General features: G+C 64.8%; 8 protein-coding genes. 1 reads left to right on the forward strand and 7 read right to left on the reverse strand.

Translation table 11 applies throughout. The features are described from left to right. Positions 1 to 118 precede the first annotated feature (118 nt). Positions 119 to 1,669 (reverse strand): AMP-binding protein, encoded by a 1,551-nt coding sequence (locus tag ACVIGA_RS24260; protein ID WP_456668271.1) that lies wholly within the window; start codon positions 1,667 to 1,669, stop codon positions 119 to 121. Between the two features lie 28 nt (positions 1,670 to 1,697). Continuing rightward, positions 1,698 to 2,852, reverse strand: coding sequence for an iron-containing alcohol dehydrogenase (locus tag ACVIGA_RS24265; protein ID WP_456668272.1), 1,155 nt, complete (start codon positions 2,850 to 2,852; stop codon positions 1,698 to 1,700). 612 nt (positions 2,853 to 3,464) lie between these two features. On the opposite strand from ACVIGA_RS24265, the gene ACVIGA_RS24270 reads away from it, so the two are divergent. Continuing rightward, on the forward strand, positions 3,465 to 3,767 hold the full coding sequence (locus ACVIGA_RS24270) for a DUF6916 family protein (protein ID WP_456668273.1): 303 nt from the start codon (positions 3,465 to 3,467) through the stop codon (positions 3,765 to 3,767). On the opposite strand, the gene ACVIGA_RS24275 is transcribed toward ACVIGA_RS24270, so the two are convergent. The 5 genes from ACVIGA_RS24275 to ACVIGA_RS24295 form a co-directional block, all read right to left on the reverse strand. Further along, entirely contained in the window at positions 3,749 to 4,306 is a 558-nt protein-coding gene (locus ACVIGA_RS24275; protein ID WP_456668274.1) for a GNAT family N-acetyltransferase, read from the reverse strand. The genes ACVIGA_RS24270 and ACVIGA_RS24275 overlap by 19 nt on opposite strands. A 7-nt stretch (positions 4,307 to 4,313) precedes the next feature. Beyond that, positions 4,314 to 4,844 carry a phage tail protein gene (locus tag ACVIGA_RS24280; protein ID WP_223974668.1) on the reverse strand — a complete coding sequence of 177 codons (531 nt, stop codon included), beginning with the start codon at positions 4,842 to 4,844 and terminating at the stop codon, positions 4,314 to 4,316. Between the two features lie 12 nt (positions 4,845 to 4,856). Further along, positions 4,857 to 5,375, reverse strand: a complete 519-nt coding sequence (locus ACVIGA_RS24285; protein ID WP_223974670.1) for a phage tail protein — start codon at positions 5,373 to 5,375, stop codon at positions 4,857 to 4,859. 12 nt (positions 5,376 to 5,387) lie between these two features. Further along, positions 5,388 to 5,885 (reverse strand): phage tail protein, encoded by a 498-nt coding sequence (locus tag ACVIGA_RS24290; protein ID WP_456668275.1) that lies wholly within the window; start codon positions 5,883 to 5,885, stop codon positions 5,388 to 5,390. Between the two features lie 337 nt (positions 5,886 to 6,222). Continuing rightward, the gene (locus ACVIGA_RS24295) at positions 6,223 to 12,768 is read right to left on the reverse strand and encodes a hypothetical protein (protein ID WP_456668276.1); all 6,546 of its coding nucleotides are present in this window, start codon (positions 12,766 to 12,768) and stop codon (positions 6,223 to 6,225) included. Positions 12,769 to 13,192 lie beyond the last annotated feature (424 nt).

The raw sequence follows: 13,192 nt of genomic DNA on the forward strand, positions 1-13,192 counted from the left end.
GCCTCCGGCGATGCTGGCTTGCGATCCCGGAGCATAGCGCGGAATCCGCACGGCGGGCGAGTCAGTTACGCCATCCGGCGTCCCCAACTCCAACCGTGCGGCTCGCCGCATCGCCTGTTCAGACGATCCGCGAGGTCTTGTTGCCCCAATAGCGATCGCGCAGCAGACGCTTGTAGAGTTTTCCGGTCGGCAGCCGCGGCAGCTCGGCCTCGAAATCCACCGAGCGCGGCACCTTTTGGCGCGACAGCGCGCTTGCGCAGAACGCGATCAGCTCCTCGGCGAGCTCCAGCCCCGGCGCGATGCCGTCGACCGGCTGCACCACCGCTTTCACCTCCTCGCCGAGATCGACATTAGGCACGCCGAACACGGCGGCGTCGGCGACCTTGGGATGGGTGATCAGGAGGTTCTCGCATTCCTGCGGGTAGATGTTCACGCCGCCGGAGATGATCATGAAGGTGGCGCGGTCAGTCAGATAGAGGAAGTTGTCGTCGTCGACATAGCCGACGTCGCCGACCGTGCTCATGCTGCCGTCCGCCGAGCGGGCCTCGCTGGTCTTGGCCGGATCGTTGAAATACTCGAACGGCGTGGCAGTCTTGAACCACACGGTGCCCGGCGTGCCCTTCGGGCAGGGCTGCATGTCCTCGTCGAGAATATGCAAATCGCCGAGCAGCACCTTGCCGACGGTGCCGCGATGCGCCAGCCATTCCTCGCTGTTGCAGGCGGTGAAGCCGAGGCCTTCGGTCGCGCCGTAATATTCGTGGATGATCGGGCCCCACCATTTGATCATGTCGTCCTTGACCAGCGCCGGGCAGGGCGCCGCGGCATGGATCGCGATCTCGAGCGTCGACAGGTCGTAGCGGGCGCGAACCTCCTCGGGCAGCTTCAGCAGGCGCGAGAACATCGTCGGCACCAGCTGGCTGTGGGTGATGCCCCATCTCTCGACCAGCTGGAGATAGCGCTCGGGATCGAAGCTCTCCATGATGACGACGGTGCCGCCCATCCGGATGGTGAGATTGACCGCGGCCTGCGGCGCCGAGTGATAGAGCGGCGCCGGCGACAGGTAGACCATGCCCTCGCGGTAGTGCCAGAGTTTAGTCAGGAAATCGAACAGTGGCAGGTTTTCTGACGGCGGCTGCTCGGGCAGCGGCCGCACGATGCCCTTCGGCCGGCCGGTCGTGCCGGAGGAATAAAGCATCGCGGTGCCGGCATATTCGTCCGCGATCGGCGTCGCCGGCAGTCCCGCGGTCGCCTCGCGCAGCCCGACGATGCGATCGCTTTCACTGTCGCCGTCGACCACGATGCAGAGTTCGACCTGCGGACACTCCTTCAGCGCCTCGCGCGCGATGTCGAGCTTCAGCTTCGAGGTGATCAGGATCCGCGACTGGCTGTTGGTCAGGATGTAGGCGAGTTCGCCGGCCGTGAGGTAGGAATTGACGCAGGTGAAGTAGAGGCCGGAACGTTCACCGGCGCCGCATGCCTCGAGGTAGCGGTTGTTGTTCTCCATGAAGATCGAATAGTGATCGAGCCGCTTCATGCCGCGGTTGCGGAACAGATGCGCGAGACGGTTGTTGCGCGCCTCGAGCTCGCGATAGGTGACGATCTCGCCGGTCCCGGCCATGATGAAGGCCGGTTGCAGCGGGCGCAGGTAAGCATGCTTGCCGGTGTACATCGAAGCTCAGATCTCCCTCAGTGTTGCTTTAAGCGGCCATCACCAGAATCTCGCGGACCTGGGACGGACCGTCGATCTTGCGCGGGTTGCGCGGCACCCAGGGCGTGCGCATCGCACCCGCCGCGATGCGGTCGAAATGCTCGGGTCCGACGTGGACCTCCTGCAAACTGCGCGGCATGCCGAGGTCGCGGATGAAGCGGTCGAGCACATCGCCGGCGTCCGCGCCCGGATGTCCCATCGCGGCCGCGACCAGGGCCTGCCGGTCGGCATTGTCACGCTTGTTCCAGCGCATCACCGCGGGCAGCATCACGCAGGACGTGTAGCCGTGCGGCACGTCGAACTCGGCGCCCAGCACATAGCCGATGCCGTGGCTTGCGCCCATCGGCACGCCGGAGGCGAGCGGGCCGGTCGAGAGCCAGGTGCCGATCTGGCAGTCCATCCGCGCCGATATGTCGTTCCGATCGGCCTTCACCCGCGGCAGGCCGGCCGCCAGCATCTCCAGCCCCTTTAGCGCTTGTGCATCGCCGTAGGGATGCGCCTCGCGCGAGCAGATGCCCTCGACGCAATGATCGACGGCGCGGATGCCGGTCGACAGGAACAGCCAGTTCGGTGTGTGCACCGAGAGTTCCGGATCGAGGATGGTGGCGCGCGGCATCACCAGGGGATGGTGCAGCATCTCCTTCTGCCGCTTGGCCTCATTGGTGACGCCTGCGATCGACGAGAACTCGCCGCCGGCGATCGTGGTCGGCACGCTGATCTGGCGGACGGTCGGAGGGGTCATCTCGGGCGAGACGCCGCCACGGGTGCGGATCGTGTCGATGCCGTCGGATGTCGTGACGTTGTTGGCGAGGCAAAGCTGCACCGCCTTGGCGCCGTCGGTGATCGAGCCACCGCCAATGGTGACGATCAGATCGGCCTTCGCATCGCGCGCCTGTTGCGCCGCCGCGATGACCGCGGCGCGCGGCGTGTGCGCCGGCATCTGGTCGAAGGTGCCGACACAGCGGGCGCCGAGCTTCGCGCGGACCTTTTCGATCTCGTCGGTTTCGCGGTTCAGCGTACCCGACACCATCAGGAAGGCGCGCTGGGCGCCAAGCCGGTCCAGTTGCTCGACGATGGCCTCACGGGCGGGCTGCCCGAACACGACCTCGTCCATGGCGCCGAATACAACACGGCCTCGATGCACGCGCCTGTCCTCCCTCAAGATGGCCCGCCTTGGTGGCAGCCCTTTGCGGGGAGGTTAGCGGAGGAAATCGGGGCCGTCATCAGGGCTCTGGGTTGCACGTTCAGCGGCTCCGCGTTCACCGCCGTCGTCCCGGCGAAGGCCGAGACCCATAACCACCGCAGATGTAGTGAACGGGACTCGTCATTCAGCATCGCGCAACGACTTGCATTTGGGGTTATGGATCCCGGCCTCCGCCGGGACGACAGCGAGTATGTTGCGCGGCTTGTAAGTCATACATCCACATCCTCGCGGCCGCTGCGTCCAAGTCTTGCGTTTACTTGCCCTCATCTGAGCAGAGGGCGCAGGGAAAGCCGGGTGCGCTTGGGGACGGCTCCATCCACCCGTCATTCCGGGGCGGCGCGAAGCGCCGAGCCCGGAATCCATTGTGCCGCCGAACAAGTGGATGAATGGATTCCGGGTTCTCGCCTTGCGAGCCCCGGAATGACGGTCGACGGCAGGACCTAGCGACGCGACGGCGGCACGGGCTTCGGATCGAAGAATAGATGACCGGCAGAAATCTTGACGGCAACATCGCGGCGTGTGTTACACCTCGACGGCAACAGGGACGTGCGCATGACATCCACCGTCGATCTGGCCAAACTGCATATTGACGACTTCACGCCGCATCAGGCCGCGGAGTTCGAGATGCAGACGGCGGAAGGCGTCGTGGCGCTGAAGCTCGCCAAGGTCGAGCCTGTGGGCAACAGCGGCCGGCCGGGCGGTGCGTTCTCGCTGCTGTTCACGACGCCGAAGGGAGCATGGTTGCCGCAGGCGATCTATCCGGTGCGGCATCCGGCGCTGGGCGTGATCGAGATCTTCATGGTGCCGATCGGTCCGCTCGCGGACGGTAACGGCTATCAGGCGATCTTCACCTGATAGCCGGAAGCTCCTGTCGCCCGCCAGCGCATCAGGTCGTAGACACCCTTGTCCTCCTCGGTGACGAAACCGAGCCGGCGGTAGAGCCGCATCGCGGGATTGAGTTTCTCGACATGGATCGAGACGTCCTTGCCGGCATCAGCCGCCTCGTCCATCGCATCGCGCAGCAGCGCCTCGCCGTAGCCCCTGCCGCGATGCGCCGGCATGAAGGCAATGTCGATGATGCGGTGCTGGCTTGGCCAGCGCTCGATGTAGAACCGGCCGATGTCCTCATCTTCGCGCGTGATCACCAGCCAGTCGGCGTTCGGATAGTATTGCTGGTAGTGCGCGTGCTGGGCGCGGAATTGCTGATCGAGAAAGGCGGCCTTGTCCGCTTCGCTCCAGGGCACCGGCGCCAGCTCCTCGGTGCGCGTCGCGGCATAGAGCCGGCCGAGGAACGGCAGGTCGGCCTCCGACAGGCGGCGAAAGCCGCAGCCGGATCGAGCCGCGCGGGCCCAGCCGAATGCGGGTGCGCCAGTGGAGGAAGCGGGGAGCGCCAAAACGACCTCAGCCCCGTGGCGGGAAGACGCCCTGCAGCGAAATGCAGAAATTGAGCGTCAGATAGGGCATCAGATTGTTGTGCGCCAGGCCGGAGCCCGTCAGTCCGATCATGTTGGGGCTCATCTGCACCAACGTGGGCGTCGGAGTGCCGGCGACATAGGCCGCGCCGTTGAGCGATCGTGCAATGCCCCGGTTCGATGCCGGTGCTGCCTGGTCGGCCTGCAGGTTGATCGCCATCATGTCGTGGGGGTGCGAGGCGAGTTCCGATTGCAGCAGAGTTACCGTATCGGAGCCGCCGTTCTCGCCGAGGTCGTACAGCGAGAGGCCGGGTCCTTGCCCCGGCGCCAGTGGCGCGTTGCCTTGCATGTTCGGAAGTCCGAAGTTCGACGTGCCGTTGCCGCCATAGGTGGTGCCGAGCAGCGAGAACAGCGCCGTGTTCTGCGAGAGCGGGACAAGCTGACCGTTGCAGAAAGCCCAGCCCTTGGGGGCGAAGTTGAACGGAAAGATGCGGATCTCGGCGACGAAGGGGTCAGCCATGGTGTCGCGCTCCTAGCTCTGGCTCGGGAAGATGCCGAACAGCGAAATAATGAAACCGATGCACAGAAAGGGCTGGATGTTGCTGTGCGGCAGGCTGCCGCCGGTCGGTCCGATCACCACCGGGCTCAGCGGCGTGGTCGGCGTTTGCTCCTTGTAGAGCAGCAGCGCACCGCTCATCTGGTCGAGCACGTTGCCTTGCGGGTTCGAGCTCGTGCCGGTGTTCTGCGATGCCAGCATCGTATGGGTATGTGCCGGAATCGTCTGCGTCGTGAGGGTGACTTGCTCGACGCCGCCGATTTCGCCAATCGTGAACGCGGTGCCCGCATTGGTGCCCATATGCACCGGCAGCCGGCCGCGGAGGTCCGGCAGCCCAAAGGTCGACTGGCCGTCGCCGCCATAGGTGGTGCCGATCAGGTTGAACAGCGCGTCGTTTTCGGAAATCGCCAGCAGCCTGCCATCGCAGAACTGCCAGCCGGCCGGCGCGAAATTGCCGGCGAACATTTTGATTTCGCCGATGAACGGTTGTGGCATGAGAGGTCTCCGTCAATTCTGCGAAGGGAAGATGCCCTGCAGCGCGATGCAGAAATTGATCGTCAGGAAAGGTTGCATGTTCTGATGCGCCTGGCTGCCGCCGACCGTGGAAATGCTGCCCGGCGCGAGCGCGGTCAGCGCCGCGGGCGCGGCGTAGGCGTTGTTCAAGGCGCCGAGAACGTTGTTGGCCGGCACCAGAAGTGCGCCATTGGTGTTGGTGGCGTTCGCGATGTGGGTGTGCTGCGGCATTTCGTTGATCGAAAGCGTGTGCGCCTGCTCGCCGCCGAGTTCACCGAGCACATGGCCGTTGCCGACATGCATCGGGGTGCGGCCCTGCAGATTGGGCAGTCCGAAGTTGGTCTGCCCGTTGCCGCCATAAACAGTGCCAAGCAATGAAAACAGCGGTTGGTTCTGATTGAGCGGCACCAACTGCCCGTTGCAGAACGCCCAGCCTTTGGGCGCAAAGTTGAAGGTCATCATGCGGATTTCGGAAAGAAACGGATCGGCCATGAGTCCCTCCGCGAATACGTCGTAAGATTTGTGAAAAATACAAGACAATGACGCAGCGTCGTCAACATGTGCACGATAGCGTGTTTTCCACTAAGTGCAACCTAAACGATTGTGCCGCGTTGGCAATTCTTATTCAATCATCGGTTGAGTGCGACGTCCGCGAGTCGCGAAACCGCGATCGCTGACTACGGAACTCGTGTCATGAAACGGACGTCCGCGCGTACTCCCTGCGCGACGATCGGAGTTCTCCGCTCCGGGCAATTCGGATTCGATCGTGCCGAACGAACCACGTCTGCCGGAGCGATCCGGCAGGCGTCGTGGTTGATACGGTGCCCGATCAGACGATCAGGTCGTGATGCACCTGGGTGTGGGCGTGATTGTCGGTCGGCGTGCCGCCCATTGCTGCGAACGCAGCCTCGTGGCCGGTCCACCACGGCGCTGCCGCATTGGAAAGGCCGCTGAACAGATCGGACAGGTTCTGGGTGTTCGCGCCGGTGTCGGCATGGCTTGCGCCGGTCGGGGTCTGCGGCGGCGACTGGGTGAACGACGAGAAGTTGAAGCTGTCACGGGTGGCCAGATTGACCTGCGAAGGCGCAGTGCCCTGCGTGGGCATGACGTGCGGCGCGGCTGTGTTGGCATCAGCGGCACTCGGCAGCCGTCGCTCGCCGTCGGCCAGGTTGATGTACATCAAGTCGCCGGAGTGGCTCGGCGTCGTGTCGTCCGCCAGGCCGACGACGTGACCGAGTTCATGCGCCACCGCGGTAAGAAGGTCGAGATGTCCGGCTGCCGCACTGGTCGGGTCAGCGAACAGGTCGGTCGCGGTCGCGGCATGGGCAAACTCGAAATTGTCCGATGGTGTCGGGTCGACGAACCAGCCGTGTCCGGCGGCGCTGGCATCGATCGTGATGTGGCCGTTCGATTCCGCGCTGATGACATTGCCGCCGAGAGTGGCGACACCGAACGTGACCGCCTTCATGGTGGCGAGCTGGCTTGCCGTCGCACCGGCCGTGGCCCATTGCGCGATCGCCGCGGAGATGACGGAATTCAGCTCCGTCTGGGTGAGGTTGGTTTCGCCCGTCGTCGGCGAGGCCGCTTCGACGCCGCCCGAGACGGCGACCATGAACTGGGCGCCGCCGAAATAGCCGCCGCCCGCGGACTGCCCGGGGTCACCGATGGCCTGTGTGCCGACCGCCCCGTTTCCGGTGCCGGTCACGGTGTTGTTGCCCGCCACATAGCTCCCAACCGCAGCGAAATTATACGGCGTGCCGGCATAGTTGGGGCTGCCGATCAAACCGGTTTTCGAAACGCCCTCCTGCTCGAGGAAGATGCCGGCGACCAGGCCGAGGCCCGTGTTGCCGCCGAGATCGACGCTGTTCTTCAGCGCGCCGGCGCCGCCGATCGTGGCGTTCAGCAGGTTGTTGTCGCCGCCGGTTCCGGTCGCCGACCCGTTCTGCACATCGATGCCGGCAAATCCGTTCGTCGAATCCAGCGTATCGATCGTGTTGCCCTGGATCACCGCGGTCATCGCCCCGCCGGCGCCGTTATGGTTCAGCGTAAAGATGCCGCCGACGACGCCGGAGATATGGTTGTTGGTGATGGTCGTGCTCGACGTGCCCGCGCCGTCCTGGAAGACGTTGATGCCGATGCCCTGCGTAGAGCCGCTGCCGGCCACGCCCTGGGTGCCGATCGTATTGCCGTCGATCGTGCCGGTGAAGTGCGCGTCGGTGCCGGTACCCTTGGTGACTGCGAGCGCGGCGCCGAGAGCGCCCTTGATGATGTTGTTCGCGATGTCGTAGGTCAGCGTGATATTGTTGGTTGGGCCGCCGCCGCCGATCGTAATGCCGCCGCCGCCGCTGACGATGTTCTGGTTGGTGTTGCTGAAATTGTCGCCCGACATGACCAGGTCCGACGACACCGTGCCGAGCAGATTGAGCTGGAACATGTCGCCGCGCGCGGAAGTGACGTTCGAGTTCTGGATCGTGGCGTTGAAGGTGCCGCCGGTGGCCTCGAAGCCGATCGCGTCGTTGGACGCGTTGCCGGCCGCAGAATTGGTCGCGAAGGTCGAGCCGGTCACGGTAATGCGGTTCAGCGTCTGGCCGCCGTCGTTGAACACGTGCAGGGCATCATAGGCTGCGCCGGTGAGGGTCGAGTTCGTGATCGACGCCGTGCCCGACAGGCCGGTGAAGTAGACGTCGCCCTCGCCGATGCCGCCGACGCTGGTGCCGTTGGTGCCGGTCACCGTGGTATTGCCGAGCGCAAAGCCGGTGACGTTGGTGCCGACGATGCCGTAGTTCTGGAAGTCGTGCATCGTCACAAAGGAAATCTGCACATCCTTGGTGTTGTTCAGGTAGACGCCGCTGCCCTGCGTGGTGCTGCCGTCGACGCCGGTCTTGCTGGCGATGGTGCCGCCGCTGCCCGCCGTCGAGCCGTCGCCGGTGACGTGCAGGCCGCCATTGCCGGCGGCGGTGCCGGTGTTGGAGAGGATAATGCCGTTGCCGGAGCCGCCGCTCGACGTGATGCTCTTGAAGGTGAGGTTGTTGGAGCCGATCTGGGTGTTCTCGACATCGAGCGCGGTACCGGTGCCCGATGTGATGGAGTTGGCGGTGCCGGTCAGCGTGATGCTGCCGCCATGGGTGAAGCTCATGCCGGTGCCGCTGGCGGTCTTGACCGTGATGTCGGACATCGTGACGGTGCCGACATTGTTGCCGTCGTCGCTGATGCCGATGCCGGTCGAAGCCGAGGTGTCGATGCTGACGCCGGTGATGGTGTGGCCCGTGGTGCCGAGCAGGTCGATGCCGTTGTCGGCGCCGGTGACATGGATGACCGGATCGGTGCCGGAGCCGACATTCGCGGTCACCGTGGCGTGGGTCGCCGGATTGGTGAACTGCAGAGTATGGCTGCCACCGATCAGGTTGACGCCGTTGGCGAGATTGATGCCGTTGGCTTCGCTGTAGGTGCCGGTGCCGTGCTCGAGCACGACGTAGTCGCCGGAGCCCGCCGGATTCGCCGCGTTGAAGGCGGCGATCGAGGTGTACGGATCGGCTTGGGTGCCGAGGTTGTGGCTGGTGCCTGTCGTCGAGTTGTCGATGTAGAACACCTGCGGAACGACGCCGACATGGAAGGTCTGCGGGCCGGAGGTCTGCGCGCCGGGTGTGCCGGTGTTGCCGTTGTCGTTGACGTTCAGCGTGACGGTATCGGTGCCGGTGAAGCCGTCGTCGCTGTTGTAGGTCAACGTCGCCAGCGCGGTGTTGACCTGCGCGATCGTGCCGGTGAGCGTAACGGTATGGGTGTTGTTGTTGGTGAAACTGGCAAGTCCGGTGACGTCGAATGACAGCGCGCCGTGGTTCGAAGTGATCGTTGCGGTTTCGTTACCGCCTGCGGAATCGATGTCGGCGATCGAGAGCCCCGATATCGCGAGGTTGGTGTGCGAAAAGGCCGTCCCGACCGATGAATCCGTCGGCACCGTCGCGGTCGGCGGATCGTTGATCGCGGTGACGGTCTGGGTTGCGGATGCCGATCCCGTGTCGCTGCCGCCGTTCGCGGTGCCGCCGTCGTCGACGGCGGTCACGGTATAGGAGCGCGCCGTGGTGTCGGGAGGCTCGCCGGTGTTGTTGAACTGGACGGCATCGAGGATCGCGTTGTAATGCGCGATCGTGTCGGTCCCGGTCAGGGTGACGGTTTCGGTGGTGGCCGTGCTGGAGATCGCGAAGTGGATGTTGCCGATGTCGCCGCTGGTGCCGGCGTGACCCGCGATCGACAGTACGTCCGACGGCTTGAGGTCGGTCAGCTCGAAGGTCGCGCTGATCAGGTTGGCGCTGTCGACGTCGGTGATCGTGAGGTTCGGGGCGATCGTGACCGGGATCGAATTCGCCGGCGGCGTGCCGACCGGCGGCTCGCTGAAGTTGGTGATGGCGCCGATTGTCACCACCGGCGGGTTGTTGACCGGCGTGACGTCGATGGTGTCGGTCGAAGGCGTGCCGTCGAGCGTGCCGTCATTGGCGGTGATGGTCACCGTGCGGGCCAGGCCGGACGGGTTGTTGCTGGTGTTGAAGTATGTGATCGAATCCAGTGCGGTCTGGAAGTCGCCGACCGTGGGGCCGGCGATACCGGTCAGCGTCAACTCACCGTGCAAGGCGTCCCATGCGCCGTGGATGTGCGCGGTGTCGACGAAACCGAGGACATCCTGGCCGTTGAAATAGTTGCCGGTGAACTGCACCGTCACGTGATCGAGCGTTGCGTTGTCGGCGTCGGTGACCGTTAGCGCCGGGTCGAACGCGGTGGCGGCCTGCCCTTCGATGTAGTTCAGGGTGTGGCCGCCGGTCACGACGGGCGGCGCGTCCGGAGGAGCCACCGTCTCGGTATTTGACGTGCCGGTGACGCCGGCACTGACCGTGTCGGTCGCGGTGACGGTCTGGCTTCCGGCGGTCTCGAACTTCTCGGTGAAGGTGCCGATGCCGCCGGTCAGCGTCGTGTCGGACGGCAGCACGGCGGTGGGATCGCTCGATGTGAAGTGCACGGTGCCGGTGTAGCCGGTGGCGATGTTGCCATGGGCATCGAGCGCCGTGACGGTGACCGATCCTGCAATGTCCGCGCGGCCGTTGGCCGGGATGCTCACCGCAAAATGCGTGGCGGGGCCGGGCGCGACGTTTTCGGCATTCGACGTGCCGGTGATGGCGCTGACCGTGTCGGTCGCGGTGATGGTCTGGCTGCCCGAGGTATCGAAGGTCTCGTTGAAGGTTCCGGTGCCATTGGTCAACACCATGTCGGCCGGCAGCGCGGCGCTGCCGTCGGTCGATGTGAAGTGCACGGTTCCGGTGTAGCCGGTGACGACGTTGCCGAAGGCATCGAGCGCGCTCACAGTGCCTGAGCCGGCGGTGCCGGCAGAGCCGCTGCCCGGGATGCCGACGGCAAAGTGCGTGGCGGCGGCCGCCGTCACGGTTTCGGCATTCGAGGTGCCGGTGATCGTGCTCGTCACCGTGTCGGTCGCGGTGATGGTCTGGCTTCCGGCGGTGTCGAGCGTCTCGCTGAACGTGGCGGTGCCGTTGGTCAACGTCATGTTGGCCGGCAGAACGGCATGGCCGTCGGTCGACGTGAAGTGCACGGTTCCGGTATAGCCGGTGACGACGTTGCCGAAGGCGTCGAGCGCGGTCACGGTGCCTGAACCTGCGACTCCCGCAGTGCTGCTGCCCGGAATGCTGATCGCGAAGTGTGTGACGGGACCCGGCGTCACGGTGTCGGCATTCGAGGTGCCGGTGATGCCGGGGCTGACCGTATCGGTCGCGGTGATGGTCTGGCTGCCGATCGACTCGAATGTCTCGCTGAAGCTGCCGGTGCCGTTGGTCAACGTCACGTCGGCGGGCAGCACGGCGTGGCCGTCGCTCGATGTGAAGTGCACGGTTCCTGTGTAGCCGGTGGCGACGTTGCCGAAGGCATCGAGCGCGGTGACGATGACCGAACCTGGTGTCCCCGCCGCTCCGCTCGCCGGAATGCTGACCACGAAATGCGTGGCGGCGCCGCCCGTCACGGTCTCGGTGTTCGACGTGCCGTTGATGGCGCTGACCGTGTCGGTCGCGGTGACGGTCTGGCTGCCGGCGGTCTTGAATGTCTCGTTGAAGCTGCCGGTGCCGTTGGTCAACGTCATGTCGGCCGGCAGCACGGCGCTGCCGTCGCTCGACGTGAAGTGGACGATCCCCGAATAACTGGTCGCGACATTGTTGAAGGCATCAAGCGCCGTAACGACGACCGAGCCCGGTGTCCCCGCCGTGCCGTTGGCGGGGAGACTGACCGAAAAATGCGTGGCGACGCCCGGTGTCACGATCTCGGCATTCGATGTGCCCTTGACGGCGCTGTTGGCCGTGTCGGTCGCGGTGATGGTTTGGCTGCCGGCGGTGTCCAGGGTTTCGCTGAAGCTGCCGGTGCCGCTGGTCAGCGTCACGTCGGCCGGCAGCGCGGCGTGGCCGTCGCTTGACGTGAAGTGAACCGTGCCCGTGTAGTTGGTGACGACGTGGTTCAGGGCATCGAGCGCGGTGACGGTGACCGTGCCTGGCGTTCCCGCTGCGCCGTTGGCCGGAATGCTCACGGCGAAGTGAGTTGCCGCACCCAACGTCACATCGATCGTGAAGCTCTGCGAGCTGCTCAGGGTGCCGTCGCTCGCGGTCGCGGTGACGGTGTAAGCATGACCAGGCGCGGTGACGTAGTTGATCTTGCTGGGATCGGCGACGGTGATGACACCTGTCGTCGCATTGATGGCGAAGCCCCCGCCCGAACTATCGCCAGTCAGGCTGTAGGTCACGGCATTCATATCGGTCGATGTTGCGGTGATGCCCACAGCCGTGCCGGCTGCGGCGCCTTCCGCCACCTTGTTGGCTGCCGCATTGCTGTCGACAGGCGTGGACGGCGCAACGTCGGTGACGGCGGTGGTGAAGCTCTGCGCGCTCGTCGCGATGCCGTCGCTCGCCTGAACGGTGATGGTGTAGGCATGACCGGGGCTGGTCACGTAGTTGATCTTGGTGGGGTCTGCGACCGACACCACGCCGGTGTTCGGGTCGATCTTGAACCCGCCGCTGGAGGTGTCGCCGGTCAACGAATAGGTGACGGCATTGCCGCTGCTGCTGGTGGCCTGCGCGGTGATGTTGGCAAGCGTGTTGGCCGCCGCGCCCTCAATGACCGTGTTGCTCCCCGAATTGGCATCGACCGGCGCCGACAGCGAGTCGGTGACCGGCGGCCAGAGCGTGCCGGGAGGGCAGCCGAGGTAGAGATATTGCAGACCATACGTGTCGGCGAACGCTTGGGCGGCCGCGTCGAGGACGATATGACCGGTCGAATCGAGCTGAAGTTCGGGGCGCGTTAAACCACCGATTGTATAAGCGGGTATGGTCGACATGCGCGCTCCTGCGACCGGCGTGGAAGCCGAGCAATGTTTACAATTGTTGGGGACGATGACGTGTGAAGCCGCTCACACGTTGAAGTTGATCACCCGCGACCGGCGATCGCGCCAAGCCGCCTGCAATTCGAGCAAGCCGCGATGTTCGCGCAGCCGTGGCATCAGCGAGCTCAAATGCCCGTGCCATTTGCGTAGTCGCTTTCACACACTCGCGCCGCGACAAAACACAATGAATGTTCGAGAAAAATGCGGCGGGCCAAGAATATTCATGCTTTGGCGACCAAGACCGTATTGGCGATGCTACCGGGTGTCAATGTGTGTCCGGATGACAACCGCGCCGTCAACTATGATTCCGCTCGTGCAGCGAGAGGTAGAGTGCGGGAACCTGGCTGGTCCTGCCGTCAGCGGGCCGGAGGTTTCTGTG

It is taken from the genome of Bradyrhizobium sp. USDA 3240, assembly GCF_054063295.1.

Bases quoted from the DNA above. Each gene is read 5' to 3' on its own strand.
- ACVIGA_RS24260 (WP_456668271.1), bottom strand. From the start codon at position 1,669: ATGTACACCGGCAAGCATGCTTACCTGCGCCCGCTGCAACCGGCCTTC.
- ACVIGA_RS24270 (WP_456668273.1), top strand. From the start codon at position 3,465: ATGACATCCACCGTCGATCTGGCCAAACTGCATATTGACGACTTCACG.
- ACVIGA_RS24280 (WP_223974668.1), bottom strand. From the start codon at position 4,844: ATGGCTGACCCCTTCGTCGCCGAGATCCGCATCTTTCCGTTCAACTTC.
- ACVIGA_RS24285 (WP_223974670.1), bottom strand. From the start codon at position 5,375: ATGCCACAACCGTTCATCGGCGAAATCAAAATGTTCGCCGGCAATTTC.
- ACVIGA_RS24290 (WP_456668275.1), bottom strand. From the start codon at position 5,885: ATGGCCGATCCGTTTCTTTCCGAAATCCGCATGATGACCTTCAACTTT.
- ACVIGA_RS24295 (WP_456668276.1), bottom strand. From the start codon at position 12,768: ATGTCGACCATACCCGCTTATACAATCGGTGGTTTAACGCGCCCCGAA.